Origin of the sequence: Rathayibacter sp. PhB1 (assembly GCF_004362935.1) — a bacterium.
GTDB classification, from domain to species: Bacteria; Actinomycetota; Actinomycetes; order Actinomycetales; family Microbacteriaceae; genus Rathayibacter; species Rathayibacter festucae.
Genome location: NZ_SNYD01000005.1, coordinates 179324 through 193410, shown reverse-complemented (window position 1 = coordinate 193410; position 14087 = coordinate 179324). Strand labels below are relative to the sequence as shown.

Sequence of the window (14087 nt, the reverse complement as noted above, 5' to 3'; positions counted from 1 at the left end):
GGACACCGGGGGAGGGGCGCGTGTTCACCGGGCGGACGTCGCGGGCGGGCACTGTCGGCGCATGATCGCTCTCCGCGCCGACGTCGGCGGCCTCGACTCGCGGGCGCTGCCCGAGCTGCTCCGCCGACTCCGCAGGCACCGGCACGTGCAGGTGGGCGGGCGTCAGTGGATCGCGGTGCTGCCCGAGGTCGGCTCGGTGCTCCTCACGGACGGCGCCGAGCTCGTGCTCGACGTGCTGGTGGAGCGGCGCGCGCTGCTGCCGATCGTCATCGACACCCTCGAGGTGGAGCTGCGGCGCGACGGCTTCCGCGAGCGGCTCGCCCTCCGCTGGTCGACCCCCGACGCGGTCCCCGTCCCCTTCCGCTGACGCCCGGCGCCTCCCGCGAGATGCCACTTGTGCACGCCTTTCACGGCGTGTCGCGTGCACAAGTGGCATCTCGCGAGGGGGGGGAAGGACGGGGTCAGCGGCGGGTGAGTTCGACGACGGGGATGGTGCGGGTGGTCTTGGCCTCGTAGCCCTTGAAGCCGTCGGAGGCGTCGGTGAAGCGCTTCCAGCCCGCGTCGCGCTCGGCGCCCTCGAGGGTGCGGGCGCGGACGGGGACGGTGCCGTCGTCGGGGGTCTCGATCACGGTGTCGGGGTTCGCCTCCAGGTTGTGGAACCAGGCGGGGTGCTTCGGGGCGCCGGCGGCGGAGGCGGCGATCAGCCAGACGTCGTCGGAGGGGTGCAGGCCCATCAGCGGGGCGATGCGCTCCTCGCCGGATCGCGCGCCGGCGTGGTGCACGAGGACGAGGCTGCGGCCGAAGCCCGCGGTCGTCACCGTCCCGCCGTTCGCGCGGAACTCCGCGATGATCTGCTCGTTGAAGTCGGCCATGCTCGTGCTCCTCGACGTCGGTGTCAGGCGCGGGCGCCGAGGGCGTCCGTCCGCGAGCCGGGGCCGGACGCGGGAGGCGGCTCCGAGCCGCCGACCGCCGCCGCGGGATCCGCGAGCGCGCGACGCCAGGGTAGCTCCGCGGCCCCCACCAGCTCCAGCCTCGAGCGCAGGGCCGCGCGCTCGATCCGGACGCCGCGGGCGAGGTCGCTGAGGGCGCGCGCCGAGACGCGGGCCGCCAGGCGCTCGCGGTCGACGGTGAGCAGCGAGCCGAGGAAGCCGCCCAGGACGACCGCGGTCGGGTTGAAGAGGTTGATGTAGGTCGAGAGGCCCTCGGCGAGCAGGTCGACCTGGCGGGCCACCTCGCCGAGGACGGCGGGGTCGCGGGAGGTGCCGAGCGCGATGTCGAGCTCGTCCTGGTCGAGCACTCGCGCGCCGAGCACGTCGAGGAGGGAGCGCATCCGGACCTCGGCCTCGAGGCAGCCGTGCCGACCGCAGCCGCAGAGGCGGCCGTTCGCGGCGACGAGGGTGTGGCCGAGCTCGGCGGCGAACCCCGAGGAGCCCTGCAGCGGGACTCCGCCGATGATCACGCCGCCGCCGATGCCGCTGGCGCCGCCGGTCACGTAGACGACGTCGGCGACGCCCCGTGCGGCTCCGAACAGCGACTCGCCGATCGCGCCGAGCGTGGCGTCGTTGCCGACCGAGACGGGGAGGTCGAGCGCGCGGCTGAGCTGCGACGCGAGGTCGACGTCGCGCCAGCCCAGGTGCGGCGCGCGGTGCACGAAGCCCGAGTCGGCCTGCACGAGGCCCGGCACGGCGACGCCGGCGCCGAGGAGGACGCGATGGGTCTCCCGCTCGGCGCGGAAGCCGGCCACGATGCCGCTGACCACGCGGACGACGGTCGACGGGCTCGCCGGCTTCGGGGTGTCGAAGCGGACGCGGCGGAGGAGGTCCCCGTGCAGGCCGACCAGGCCGACGATGATCGCGTCGGTGTCGAGGTGGACGCCGACCATCGCGAAGGTGAGGCCGGGGACGACGGTCGCGCTCGGGCGGCCGATGCGGCCGTCGGAGGCGGTGGTCTCCTCCTCCACCCAGCCGAGCTCGCTCAGCTCGCCGACGAGGTTGGCGACCGCCGAGCGGTTCAGGCCGGTCAGGCGGCCCAGCTCGGCGCGGCTGATCGGTCCGGAGCGGTGCACCAGGGTCGCGATGGCGGCGAGGTTGTGCCGACGGAGCAGAGCGTTGCTCGATGCTCCGACTGCTCCTGCCATGCTGCTCAGCCTCTCGTCGGTGCGATGGGGCACCGGTCCGGGGATGCGCTCGGGCGCGGGCCCTCCGTGGAGAGAGCACGCGCCCGAGCACGGTGCAGGGAGGAGAGAAGGCTAGCGCCCGCCCGCCCTCCTCTTGTTGAAGATGTCGAACGCGACGGCCAGCAGGAGCACGAAGCCCTTGATCGCCATCTGCCACGCGGCGTCGACGGAGAGGATCGACAGGCCCATGTTGAGCACGCCCATCACCAGACCGCCGATGACCGCGCCGACCACCGTGCCGACGCCGCCCTGGACGGCCGCGCCGCCGATGAAGACCGCGGCGATCGCGTCGAGCTCGTAGTTCTGACCGGCGGAGGCGACGGCGCCGCCCGCGCGGGCCGTGCTGACGATGCCGGCGACACCGGCCAGCGCGCCCATGTTCACGAAGATGAAGAAGTTGACCCACTTCGTCTTCACGCCCGACATCATCGCGGCGAACAGGTTGCCGCCCATCGCGTAGATGTGGCGGCCGAAGACCGTCCGCCCGAGCACGAAGCTGTAGGCGAGGATCAGCACGGCGAGCACGATCAGGATGATCGGCGTGCCGCTGTACCCCGCGAGCAGCCAGGCGAGGGCCATGATGGCGACGACCGCGACGACCGCCTTCACATAGAAGGACGCGATCGGCTCACGCGGGAGCTCGAGACGGCGCAGCGTGGCGCGGGTGCGCACCTGCTGCACGACGAGGGCGACGCAGACGAGCAGCCCCAGCACCAGGGTGAGCGCGTCGCGGCCGGCGATGCCGCCGAGCACGCCCGGCAGCCAGCCCGCGCCGATCGCGGTGAACTCGGTCGGCAGGCCGTTGATCGTGCCGCCGGTGAGCAGGACCAGGGTGAAGCCGCGGAAGATCAGCATGCCCGCGAGGGTCACGATGAACGCCGGTATGCCGACGAAGGCGACCCAGAAGCCCTGCCAGGCGCCGACGGCGGCACCGGTGACCAGGGCGACGATCACGGCGGCCCACCAGGGCAGGCCCCAGTTGTTCATCGCGATCGCGGAGATGGCGCCGACCATCGCGACGACCGAGCCGACCGAGAGGTCGATGTGGCCGGCGATGATCACCATCACCATGCCGATCGCGAGGATCAGCACGTAGGCGTTCTGCTGGATCAGGTTGTTGACGTTGCCCGGCAGCAGCAGCCGGCCGTTCGTCAGGACCTGGAAGAGCAGGATGATGATCGCGAGGGCGGCGAGGATGCCGTACTGGCGGAGGTTGATGTTCAGACGGCGCGCCCGCTTGGGCGGCGTCGACGGCGTACTCGCCGGCGTTCCGCTCGGGGCTGTCGTGGTCGTGGCGCTCATCGGGCCTGTTCCTTTCCGGCGGTCATGTAGTGCATGAGGTGCTCCTGGGTGGCGTCGGCACGGTCGATCTCGCCCGTGATGCGCCCCTCGGAGATGGTGTAGATCCGGTCGGCCAGCCCGATCAGCTCGGGCAGCTCGGACGAGATGACGACGACCGCCTTGCCCTGGGCCGCGAGCTCGTTGATGATGCCGTAGATCTCGTACTTGGCTCCCACGTCGATGCCGCGGGTGGGCTCGTCGAGGATCAGCACGTCCGGGCCCGAGAAGATCCACTTCGAGAGGACGACCTTCTGCTGGTTGCCGCCCGAGAGCTTGCCGGTGACGGCGGAGACGCTCGGGGCCTTGATGTTCATCTTCGAGCGGTACGAGTCGGCGACCTTGTACTCGCGGTGCTTGTCGATCACGCCGAGGCGGGCGAGCCGCGAGAGCGCGGCGGCCGACACGTTGACGGTGATGTCGCCGATGAGGTTGAGGCCGTAGCGCTTGCGGTCCTCGGTCGCGTAGGCGAGGCCGTTGCGGATCGCCTCCTCGACGGTGCGCGTCTGGATCTCCTTGCCGTCCTTGAAGACGCGGCCGGAGATGCCGGTGCCGTAGCTGCGGCCGAAGATGCTCATCGCGAGCTCGGTGCGCCCGGCGCCCATCAGCCCCGCGAAGCCGACGATCTCGCCGGCCCGCACGGTGAAGGAGGCGTCCTCGACGACGACGCGGTTGATGTCGACCGGGTGGTGCACGGTCCAGTTCTCGACGCGCAGCTTCTCCTCGCCGATCTGCGGATCGCGCGGCGGGAACATGCTGTTGAGGTCGCGGCCGACCATCGCGCGGATGATCCGGCTCTCCGAGGCGTCCTCGCCGGCCATCGCGAAGCTCTCGATGGTGCGGCCGTCGCGGATGATCGTCACCGTGTCCGCGATGGCGCGGATCTCCTTCAGCTTGTGGCTGATGATGATGCAGGTGATGCCCTGGCGGCGCAGCTGGTCGATCAGGCCGAGCAGGTGGTCGCTGTCCTCGTCGTTGAGCGCGGCGGTGGGCTCATCGAGGATGAGGAGCTTCACCTCCTTCGCGAGCGCCTTGGCGATCTCGACGAGCTGCTGCTTGCCGACGCCCAGCTCGAGGATCTTCGTCGCCGGGCTCTCGGCGAGGCCCACGCGGGCGAGCAGCTTGGCCGCCTCCGCGTTGGTGGCGTTCCAATTGATGACGCCGCGGGTGGACTTCTCGTTGCCGAGGAAGATGTTCTCGGCGATCGAGAGGTAGGGGCTCAGAGCGAGCTCCTGGTGGATGATGACGACGCCGTCGGCCTCGCTGTCGTTGATCGAGCGGTACTGCGCCTGGCGGCCCTCGAACTCGATCGAGCCCTCGAAGCTGCCGACGGGATAGACGCCCGAGAGGACCTTCATGAGCGTCGACTTGCCGGCGCCGTTCTCGCCGCAGATGGCGTGGACCTCGCCCGGCTGGACCGAGAGCGAGACGCCGTCGAGGGCGCGGACGCCGCCGCCGAACTCCTTGACGATGTCGCGCATGATGAGGATGGGACTGGCCAACAGGGCCTCACTTCGTTGTGCAGAGGATGGGCTTCGAGGGAAAGAACTGGGAGAAGGGCGGGGTGGGGGAGGATCACTCCTCCCCTGCCCCGCCCGACCGATCAGAGTCCGACGTCGCCGGCCTTGAGGAAGCCGGAGTCGACGAGGACCGACTGCACGTCGTCCTTGACGACGACCTGCGGCTCGAGGAGGAAGGACGGGACGACCTTCTCGCCGTTGTCGTAGGTCTTCGTGTCGTTCACCTCGGGCTCGTCGCCCGCGACGATCGACTGCACCATCTGGAAGACGCGGTCGCCGAGGGTGCGGGTGTCCTTCCAGACCGTCATCGACTGCTCGTCGGCCAGGATCGCCTTGACGTTGGCCTTGTCGGCGTCCTGCCCGGTGATGATCGGGTAGTCGGCGCCGGGCGCGTAGCCGGCCGACTTCAGCGAGGCCTCGATGCCGATCGCCAGGCTGTCGTTGGGGGAGAGCACCACGTCGACCTTCTGGTCACCGGTGTAGAAGGAGGAGAGGCGGTTGTCCATCTCGGACTGCGCCTTGTCCGAGGCCCAGCCCTGGATGCCGATCGAGGCCCAGTCGTCGTCCGAGGCGGGCGACTTGCCGGACGGCACGACGAGCTTGCCGCTCTCGATGTAGGGCTGCAGGACGTCCCACGCGCCGGAGAAGAAGAACTTGGCGTTGTTATCGTCGGGGCTGCCGGCGAAGGGCTCGAGGGTGAAGGGACCCGCGGCGTTGGCGAGGTCGAGGGTCGACTCGATGTACTGGCCCTGGAGCTGGCCGACCTTGTAGTTGTCGAACGTCGCGTAGTAGTCGACGTCGGCGGTGCCGTTGATCAGGCGGTCGTAGGCGATGACGGTCGCGTTCTGCTTCTTCGCCTCGGCGAGCACGGGGGCGAGCGCCTCGCCGTCGATGGCCGCGACGACGAGGATCTTCGAGCCGCCGGCGATCTGGTTCTGGATCTGCGAGATCTGCTGGTCGGTCTTGTTGTCGGCGTACTGCAGGTCGACGGTGCAGCCGTCGCCCTCGAGCTGGGACTGGAGGCCCTCGCCGTCGTTGATCCAGCGCTCGAGGCTGCGGGTGGGCATCGAGATGCCGACGGTGCAGTCGCCTTCGGCACCCGCGCCGGCAGCGGCGCCGCCCGAGTTGGCGGGGCTGGCGGAACAGGCGGCGAGGCCGAGGGAGATGATGCCGGCGGCGGCCAGCGTGGTGATGCTGCGGGAGAACTTCATGGAGTGCATTCCTCTCTGAAAGCAGTGTCCGAGGATGAGGACGGCGCGAGAGCGTGCAGGTGGGAGCACGTCGTCGTGTCGTCGCCCGGGAGGGGCGGGGAGCCCCGAGGGGCTTTGTCCACGGAGACAACATATTGCGCGTGCACCGGTCTGTAAAGCGCGACGGGAGATCGATCCGTGGCGTTGCCCAACCGTGACCTTCCCCCGGTGCCTCCGCGCCAGTGCTGGGTGAGACCGCTCTCAGGAGGAGACATGAAAGAGGGGACCCCGGGCACGAGCCGAGCTCGTTCCGGGGTCCCCGTGTTCTGCAGCGCCGTCGTCAGAGCCAGCGGCGCAGGCCCGGCCGCTCCAGGACGCCGGCCAGGGTGCGGTTCCGGGTCCGCATGATGCGGACGAGGAGACCGGTCGCGGAGATCCGCGAGCAGGTCGCCGCGAAGGCGAGGACGAGGCCCGAGAGCAGCGCCATCACCGGGTACTCGTCGATGAGCTGATCGGCCGACCAGTACATCAGCAGCGTCGCGAGCGAGGCGAGCGCGGCCGGCGCGGTGAGGATCCCCGCGATCAGCGCGACGCCCAGCCCGATCTCGACGAGCGGCGTGACGAAGCCGAAGAGACCGGCCTGATCGTGCAGGATCGTCGACGCGAAGAGCTGGAAGTAGTCGGGCACCCGCCCGTTCTCCGCGGCGCCGTCGGCGACGAGGAGGATGTCGGAGGCCCCGAATCCGGATCGCAGCTTGATCGCGCCCTCGTTGATCCAGAGCAGGCCCAGAGCGACGCGGACGGCGGTGCCCAGGGCCGCGGCCGCCCAGCGCCACCCGGGCCGCGTCACGAGAGCTTCGCCGCGCCGAAGACGGCCTTCGCCTTGTCGCAGTGCACGACGACGTAGGTGTAGTCGGCGGCGTCGCCCACATCGAAGCTCTGGGTCTTCGTGTCGTAGGAGACCGGGCCCAGCTCGACACCGGCGCTCACGGCCTTCTCGTCGGTCCCGTTCGTCAGGTAGAGGTGCAGGTCCGGGCCCTCGTCGGAGGAGAAGCCGCTGAGGTCGACCGTCTTTCCCGACACGGTCGCGGTGCCGGCGACCTTCTTGCCGTTGAGGCCCTCGAACGCGCCTTCGCGGCTCTCGCCGGCCGGCGCGACCGTCGACGGCGCCGTGGTCTTCGCGGCGGCGGAGCTGGAGCTCGTGGACGACTGCGAGGCGGTTCCGGTGGCCGGTGCGCAGCCGGTCAGGACGCCGGCGACGAGGACGACTCCGGCGATCGCCTTGGGGAGCAGGTGACGGGACATGGGGGTGTTCCTCTCATTCGTGGTCCTCCGGGTCGAGACGACGCGGAGGACGGGAAGGCGACCGGAAGGGGTCCGGTCGCGACCTCGGGCGGGCCGCAGCGGAGTGTGGGAACGGCGCGGCCCGCCCGAGGAGTGCGGGAAGGGTCAGTTGACCTTCGAGATGGCGCAGGACTTGAAGCCCGAGTTCGCGTTGACCTGCACGTTGTAGGAGTGCCCGGCCTCGAACGTGTAGCCCGATCCGACCGGGCAGGCGTACTGCTCACCCGGTGAGGCGACGTCGCTCTGCGCGGAGTAGCCGTTGATCAGCACCTGCGAGGTGGTGAAGGACTTCTTCCCGCCGCTGAAGATCGAGTCGAGGCTGCTGCTGTTGATCACGTACGGGGTCGCGGGGTTCTTGGCGGACGCCGAGGTGCCGAACGACTCGTTGGTGCCCGGGCTCAGTGCCGAGCCCCACTTGTTGCCGAAGATCCAGTACTGACCGTCGACGACGAGCGTGGCCGAGGCGTAGGCGCCCGAGTCGGGGCTGTCCGGGCCGGTGTTGCTCACCTGGAGGATGAAGTACGGAGCCGGTGCCGGCGGGGTCGCCCCGAAGAGCGCGACGCTGAAGGCGCCGGGGACGGCCGAGGTGTCGCCCCAGGCCCCGGGCGCGTAGTCGTTGTTGAGCGACCACTGCATGACGCCGGTCACGTGACCGTAGAGCTCGGGCTTCGCCTTCATCGCCTTCCACTGCGCGGCGAGGTCGGCGAGCACCGCGGCCTGGTCGTAGGCGGCGGCGCCGGATCCGCCGAAGACGTTGTTCGCGGTGCCGCTGGCGCCGGCGTTGCTGACCTGGCCGATCACGATCCTCGTGCCCTCGCCGATGCACAGCGAGGTGGCGGCGGAGCAGTCGGACCGCACCGCGCTGTTCAGCGCGCGGGCGATCGTGCTGAAGAAGCCGGGGTCCTTCTCGGCGGCGCCGCCGACCGTCCAGCCGCCGGTGTTGTAGGTCTGGGCGAGCAGGTAGTCGACCGTGCCGCTCTTCAGGAGCGGACCGAACTGGTCGTTCGCGCCGTCGTGGACACCGGAGGTGAGGGTCAGGTTCGTGGGCGCGGCCGGGTCCACCTCGGTCCCGCTGCTCAGGTAGACCTGCGGCGCGACGGCGAGGGAGAGGCCCGCGCCCTTCACGGTCGCGCCGAGGGCGCTGATCGTCGGGGCGTCGATGCCGTTCTCGAGGTCGAGGTCGACGCCCGTGATGCTCCCGCCGGAGAGCTTCGCGTTGTAGTCCTCGATCTGCGCGAGCAGCCGGGAGCCGACGGCGCTCGCCGTGCCGGTGTTCACGGTGTCCCGGGTGACGGTCTGCCCGCCGAGGCTGAGCAGGTTCACCGTGCCCTTCGCCTCCTGGTCGATGACCTTCTGCATCGCCGCGAGGGTCGCGGGATCGGCCGTGCTGCTCGCCGGGTCGGCGAAGGCGAACACGATCACGTTCGAGGCGGCGATGCCGGCCGGATCGATCTGCGCCAGCGAGCCGGTCGCTCCGAGCTGGAGGTAGGAGACGCGGAGGTCGGGGACGGCGCTCGCGGTGTCGGCGACGGCGGCCGGTGCGGCACCGCCCACGGCGACGGCGCTCGGAACGGCGACCGCGGCGGCGAGGGCGGCGGCGGCCAGGAGGCGGCGGCGGAGTCGTGGTCTCATTCTCGGGTGTCCCTTTCGTGGGTGGGGAGGGCGAGCGATGGTCGCGGCGGACGACGATCTGAACCGGCCTCGTGGGCGGCAGAGCGGTTTTCGCGGGGTCGACATCGATGGTGAGCCGATCGCGCGGCGTCCCGAAATCTCTGGCACGGATCATCGGAGATGGCGGGAACGGCTGATGAGGCTCAGTGATCCATGTCCGGAACCTGAAAGTGCTCTTCGTTCATGAGGACGTATATAAAGGTCGATGCTTGCGTATAGAAAGACATCCATCCGCGGAAAGACGGGGAATCGAAGATGGCGGAGATCAGCTGATTCGGCGGGGAATCACTCAATTGGCGCCGGACTTGAATTCGGCGCCCTTTCTCCTGTTACACTCACCGCTCGGTCACCCCGCAGCAGTCCCCGTTCACCGTGCGGATGAGCAGGTGGTGGCTTTGAGAATTCACATGTCCTGCCGTCGCGGACGTGTGGCGAGCGGATCCCGTTCCGGGGCGCTCGTAGCCGATCCTCGAGATGGAACAGCAGTGATGAAAGAGACCCTCCCGTCCACGGACTCCCCCCTCAGGCCGAGCTCGCCCTGCCGCATCGATCGGCAGCGCTTCAGCGGTCCGGGCGCCGAGAAGGCGATCAGCGAGTGGATGGGAGTCGGTGAATTCCATCCGCGCAGTCGAGAGGCGTTCGAGGCGGAGTCGGAGCGCGTGATCATCGATCAGGTGAGTGCTCAGCGGCTGACTGCCCGCGCCAATTACTTCACCTCTCCGGATTCGAGCTCCCTCGGATTCCCGAGAAGCAATCGCATCGAGATCGTGGCCCTCATCGAGGGCGAGTGCTTCATCTCCGTCGGCACTCAGCGCTATCGCCTCACCAGGGGCTCCATCGCCATCGCGGGCGGCGGCGAGCCGGTGTCCTCGGAGACCTACGACGTGACCGAGTGCGTCTTCATCAGCATTCCGGTCGATCAGCTGAGCGAGCGCTTCCGGGCCTCGGTCCCGCTCTACGGAGTGGAGGTGATCTCGCCGCCGCGACTGATGCGCCTGTTCCAGACGCTCTCGCACGAGCTCGCCTCGCAGGACTCGATCTCGCCGGACGCGTTCCGCACGCAGCTCGCGCAGCTGACCGGGCTGATCGAGGCGTCGCTGGCGAACCGGTCGCACCTCGCCGTCGGCGACCTCGATCGCATCAAGCTCTCCCGGGAGCACGTCGAGGGCTACGTGCGCGACCACCTCGCCCAGCGCGATCTCACCGTCGGCACCCTGGCCGAGGTCTTCCACACCAGTCCTCGCACGATCCACCGGCTCTTCGCGAGCGACGGACCGACCCTCTCCGAGTACATCCGGACCAGTCGACTGACGGCACTCGCCGCGGAGATCAGCGCGGCCGACAACCCCGACGGCTTCGAGGTGCTCGCCGCCCGGTGCGGACTGCACGAGTACGTGACCGCCGCCCGGCTGTTCCGCAAGGAGTACGGCCTGACCATGCGCCAGTTCTGGAAGGCGTACCGCCTGCGCTGAGGCTCGCGGCGCACCTCGGGCTCGTAGAATCACCCTCGGCTCGCCGGAACGCCGCGATCACGCGAGCCGGAGCCGATCTCGCGAGCCGAGGGTGGGGGCCGGAGCATGACGAAGGGCCGCCTGCGCGTGCTGCTGGGAGCGGCGCCCGGCGTCGGCACGACGTCCACGATGCTCGAGGAGGGCGGCCGGCTCGCCGCCGAGGGCCGCGACGTCGTGATCGCGGTCGTCGAGACGCACGGCCGCGCCGAGACCGCCGCGAGGATCGCGGGCCTCGAGGTCGTCCCGCGGCGCACGGTGCTGCACCGCGGTGCGCGACTCGAGGAGATGGACCCGGCGGCGGTGCTCGCCCGCCGACCCGACATCGCGCTGGTCGACGAGCTCGCGCACACCAACGCTCCCGGCACGCGGCACCGGAAGCGCTGGGAGGACGTGGCGGAGCTCCTCGACGCCGGCATCACCGTGCTCACGACCGTCGACATCCAGCACATCGCCTCGCTGAGCGACGTCGTCGAGGCGATCACCGGGGCGCGGCCGCACGAGACGATCCCCGACGCCGTGCTCCGCGCCGCCGACCGGATCGAGCTCGTCGACCTCGCTCCGCAGGCGCTGCGCGACCGGCTCGCCGCGGGCCGCGTCTTCCCGCCCGAGCGGATCGACGCCGAGCTCTCGCACCGCTTCCGCCTCGGCACGCTCACCGCGCTGCGCGAGCTGGCACTGCTCTGGCTCGCGGACGAGGTCGACAGCGCGCTCCGCGACTACCGCGGCGAGCACGGCATCGACAGCACCTGGGCCGCCCGCGAGCGCGTGGTCGTGACGCTGACCGGCGGCTCGGAGGGCGAGACTCTGCTGCGGCGCGGTGCGCGGATCGCGGCGCGCGCCTCCGGCGGCGACCTGCTCGCCGTGCACGTGCTGACGCCGGACGGACTGCGGACGCCGCGGCCCGAGGTGCTCGCGGCGCAGCGCGCGCTCGTCGAGTCGCTCGGCGGCAGCTACCACCAGGTGGTCGGCGAGGACGTGCCGCGCACGCTCGTCGCGTTCGCCCGCTCGGTGGACGCCACGCAGCTGGTGCTCGGTGTGAGCCGGCGCAGCCGCCTCGCCGCGGCGCTCACTCCGGGGATCGGCGCGACCGTGATCCGCGAGTCGGGCGACATCGACGTCCACATCGTCAGCCATTCGGCCGCCGGTCGCGCGGCGGTGCTGCCGCGCCTCGGCGGAGCGCTGACGCTGCGGCGCCGGCTCCTCGGCACGGCCCTCGCGCTGGTCGGCGGGCCGCTGGTCACCTGGCTGATGGCGAGCCTGCGGAGCGACGAGTCGATCACCAGCGACGTGCTCTCGTACCAGCTGCTCGTCGTGCTCGTCGCGCTGGTCGGCGGGCTCTGGCCCGCGCTGTTCGCGGCCGTCCTCTCGGGGCTGACCCTCGACTACTTCTTCGTCGATCCGCTCTACACGGTCTCCGTCGACGAGCCGCTCCACGAGCTCGCGCTCGCGCTCTACGTCCTGAACGCGGTGCTGGTCAGCGCCGTGGTGGACAGGGCGGCCCGGCGCTCGCGCGCGGCGAAGCGGTCCGGCGCCGAGGCGGAGCTGCTCGCGACGATCGCGGGCGGGGTGATCCGCGGCCAGGGTGCGCTGCAGGCGATCCTCGAGCGCGCGCGCGAGGCGTTCGGCCTCACCGGCGTCCGGCTGGTGCGGGACGGCACGGTGGTCGCCGCGGACGGCGAGCCGACGGCCGCGGGCGAGCCCGCGCGGATCCCGGTGGGCGCGCAGGCGGAGCTCGAGCTGCACGGCCGCGAGCTGGAGGGCAGCGAGCGGCGGCTGCTGCAGGTGGTCGCCGCGCAGCTCGACTCCGCGCTCGAGCGGGAGGCGCTGAGCGAGACGGCGAGCTCGCTGGCTCCGCTGGCCGAGACCGATCGGATGCGCAGCGCCCTGCTCTCCGCGGTCAGCCACGACCTGCGCCGGCCGCTGGCGGCCGCCACCGCCGCCGTCTCGGGACTGCGCTCCCGCGACGTGGAGTGGAGCGAGGGCGACCGGGCGGAGCTGCTCGCGACCGCGGACGAGAGCCTCACCACCCTGGGCGCGCTGGTCACCGATCTGCTCGACGTGACCCGGCTCGAGGCGGGAGTGCTCGCGGTGTCGCTCGCGCCGCTGGACGCGGCCGATGTCGTGCTGCCCGCTCTCGACGAGCTGGGGCTCGGCCCGGGGGAGGTCGACCTCGACCTGGATCCGGACGGGCCGGAGCTGCTCGCCGACGGCGTCCTGCTGCAGCGGGTCGTGGTGAACCTCCTGGCGAACGCGGTGCGCTACGCGCCGGAGGGGACCCGGGTGCGCGTGTCGACCAGTGTCTTCGGCGGCACGGCGCAGATCCGGATCGTCGACCACGGCCCCGGGATCGCGCCCGAGCGCCGGGAGGAGGTCTTCGTGCCGTTCCAGCGCCTGGGCGACGACGACAACACGACCGGGCTGGGTCTGGGGCTCGCGCTGTCGAAGGGGTTCACCGAGGGGATGGGCGGGACGCTCGAGGCCGAGGACACCCCGGGCGGCGGGCTGACGATGGTGGTGACGCTGCCGGTGGTGGCGGACGACGCGGCCGCCCGGACCGATGCCGCCGAGACCGATGCCGCCCAGACCGATGCCGCCGAGCCGCGGGCCGCGGGAGCCGATGCTTCGGGAGGAGCCGCATGAAGATCCTGATCGCCGACGACGACCCGCAGATCCTGCGCGCGCTGCGGATCACCCTGACCGCCCGCGGCTACGACGTGGTCACCGCGGGCGACGGGACCGAGGCGATCAATCGCGCCATCGACGAGCGGCCGGACCTCTACATGATCGACCTCGGCATGCCGCGGCTCGACGGGGTCGAGGTGATCCAGGCGCTGCGCGGCTGGACGAGCGCGCCGGTGCTGGTGGTCTCGGGGCGCACCGGGTCGGCCGACAAGGTCGGCGCCCTCGACGCGGGGGCCGACGACTACGTGACCAAGCCGTTCTCGATGGACGAGGTGCTCGCGCGCATCCGGGCCCTGTCGCGGCGCGTGCAGCCGGCCGAGGGCGAGCCGACGGTGCGGATCGGCGACGTGACCGTCGACCTCGCGGCGAAGAGCGCGATGCGCGACGGCGCCGCGGTGCGGCTCACGCCGACGGAGTGGCAGGTGCTGGAGATCCTCGTGCGGAACGCGGGCAAGCTGGTCACCCGGCGCTCGCTGCTCGACGAGATCTGGGGGCCGACCCACGTGACCGACACCGGCTACCTCCGGCTGTACCTCGCGCAACTGCGCAAGAAGCTCGAGCCCGATCCCGCGCACCCGCGGTTCCTGCTGACGGAGGCGGGGATGGGCTACCGCTTCGTGCCGGGCGAGGACGCGGCGGCGCGGTAGCGGTGTCG

General features: G+C 71.1%; 12 protein-coding genes. 4 read left to right on the top strand and 8 right to left on the bottom strand.

The window, feature by feature from the left end; genetic code table 11:
• Positions 1-61: 61 nt before the first annotated feature.
• On the top strand, positions 62-367 hold the full coding sequence (locus EDF17_RS14010; RefSeq protein ID WP_123447234.1) for a hypothetical protein: 306 nt from the start codon (positions 62-64) through the stop codon (positions 365-367).
• Positions 368-461: 94 nt separating this feature from the next.
• Here EDF17_RS14010 and EDF17_RS14005 read toward each other — a convergent pair whose 3' ends face one another.
• The 8 genes from EDF17_RS14005 to EDF17_RS13970 all read right to left on the bottom strand — a co-directional run bounded on the left by EDF17_RS14005 (position 462) and on the right by EDF17_RS13970 (position 9200).
• A complete protein-coding gene (locus EDF17_RS14005; protein WP_123447233.1) occupies positions 462-872 on the bottom strand; it encodes a nitroreductase/quinone reductase family protein in 411 nt (136 codons plus the stop codon).
• Between the two features lie 23 nt (positions 873-895).
• Positions 896-2137 carry an ROK family transcriptional regulator gene (locus tag EDF17_RS14000; protein WP_123447232.1) on the bottom strand — a complete coding sequence of 414 codons (1242 nt, stop codon included), beginning with the start codon at positions 2135-2137 and terminating at the stop codon, positions 896-898.
• A 111-nt stretch (positions 2138-2248) separates the two neighbouring features.
• Positions 2249-3478: a multiple monosaccharide ABC transporter permease gene (gene mmsB, locus EDF17_RS13995; protein WP_123447231.1), complete on the bottom strand. Its 1230-nt coding sequence runs from the start codon at positions 3476-3478 to the stop codon at positions 2249-2251.
• Positions 3475-4995 carry a multiple monosaccharide ABC transporter ATP-binding protein gene (gene mmsA, locus EDF17_RS13990; RefSeq protein ID WP_123447230.1) on the bottom strand — a complete coding sequence of 507 codons (1521 nt, stop codon included), beginning with the start codon at positions 4993-4995 and terminating at the stop codon, positions 3475-3477. Before mmsA ends, mmsB begins: the two co-directional genes overlap by 4 nt.
• 122 nt (positions 4996-5117) lie before the next feature.
• Positions 5118-6254: a multiple monosaccharide ABC transporter substrate-binding protein gene (chvE, locus tag EDF17_RS13985; RefSeq protein ID WP_123447229.1), complete on the bottom strand. Its 1137-nt coding sequence runs from the start codon at positions 6252-6254 to the stop codon at positions 5118-5120.
• 310 nt (positions 6255-6564) lie between these two features.
• Entirely contained in the window at positions 6565-7074 is a 510-nt protein-coding gene (locus EDF17_RS13980; protein ID WP_185019996.1) for a DoxX family membrane protein, read from the bottom strand.
• Positions 7071-7529 carry a DM13 domain-containing protein gene (locus tag EDF17_RS13975; RefSeq protein WP_123447228.1) on the bottom strand — a complete coding sequence of 153 codons (459 nt, stop codon included), beginning with the start codon at positions 7527-7529 and terminating at the stop codon, positions 7071-7073. Before EDF17_RS13975 ends, EDF17_RS13980 begins: the two co-directional genes overlap by 4 nt.
• Before the next feature lie 144 nt (positions 7530-7673).
• Positions 7674-9200, bottom strand: a complete 1527-nt coding sequence (locus tag EDF17_RS13970) for a hypothetical protein (RefSeq protein WP_123447227.1) — start codon at positions 9198-9200, stop codon at positions 7674-7676.
• A gap of 446 nt (positions 9201-9646) precedes the next feature.
• Here EDF17_RS13970 and EDF17_RS19935 point away from each other — a divergent pair, with 446 nt between their 5' ends.
• The 3 genes from EDF17_RS19935 to EDF17_RS13955 all read left to right on the top strand — a co-directional run bounded on the left by EDF17_RS19935 (position 9647) and on the right by EDF17_RS13955 (position 14079).
• Positions 9647-10711 (top strand): helix-turn-helix domain-containing protein, encoded by a 1065-nt coding sequence (locus EDF17_RS19935; protein WP_123447226.1) that lies wholly within the window; start codon positions 9647-9649, stop codon positions 10709-10711.
• 105 nt (positions 10712-10816) lie between these two features.
• Positions 10817-13390, top strand: coding sequence for an ATP-binding protein (locus tag EDF17_RS13960; RefSeq protein ID WP_123447225.1), 2574 nt, complete (start codon positions 10817-10819; stop codon positions 13388-13390).
• Positions 13387-14079 (top strand): response regulator, encoded by a 693-nt coding sequence (locus EDF17_RS13955; protein WP_123447224.1) that lies wholly within the window; start codon positions 13387-13389, stop codon positions 14077-14079. The genes EDF17_RS13960 and EDF17_RS13955 overlap by 4 nt, the downstream gene beginning before the upstream one ends.
• Positions 14080-14087: the final 8 nt, after the last annotated feature.

Coding starts and splice junctions, on each gene's coding strand:
- EDF17_RS14010 (WP_123447234.1), top strand. CDS start 62: ATGATCGCTCTCCGCGCCGACGTCGGCGGCCTCGACTCGCGGGCGCTG.
- EDF17_RS14005 (WP_123447233.1), bottom strand. CDS start 872: ATGGCCGACTTCAACGAGCAGATCATCGCGGAGTTCCGCGCGAACGGC.
- EDF17_RS14000 (WP_123447232.1), bottom strand. CDS start 2,137: ATGGCAGGAGCAGTCGGAGCATCGAGCAACGCTCTGCTCCGTCGGCAC.
- mmsB (WP_123447231.1), bottom strand. CDS start 3,478: ATGAGCGCCACGACCACGACAGCCCCGAGCGGAACGCCGGCGAGTACG.
- mmsA (WP_123447230.1), bottom strand. CDS start 4,995: ATGCGCGACATCGTCAAGGAGTTCGGCGGCGGCGTCCGCGCCCTCGAC.
- chvE (WP_123447229.1), bottom strand. CDS start 6,254: ATGCACTCCATGAAGTTCTCCCGCAGCATCACCACGCTGGCCGCCGCC.
- EDF17_RS13975 (WP_123447228.1), bottom strand. CDS start 7,529: ATGTCCCGTCACCTGCTCCCCAAGGCGATCGCCGGAGTCGTCCTCGTC.
- EDF17_RS13970 (WP_123447227.1), bottom strand. CDS start 9,200: ATGAGACCACGACTCCGCCGCCGCCTCCTGGCCGCCGCCGCCCTCGCC.
- EDF17_RS19935 (WP_123447226.1), top strand. CDS start 9,647: ATGTCCTGCCGTCGCGGACGTGTGGCGAGCGGATCCCGTTCCGGGGCG.
- EDF17_RS13960 (WP_123447225.1), top strand. CDS start 10,817: ATGACGAAGGGCCGCCTGCGCGTGCTGCTGGGAGCGGCGCCCGGCGTC.
- EDF17_RS13955 (WP_123447224.1), top strand. CDS start 13,387: ATGAAGATCCTGATCGCCGACGACGACCCGCAGATCCTGCGCGCGCTG.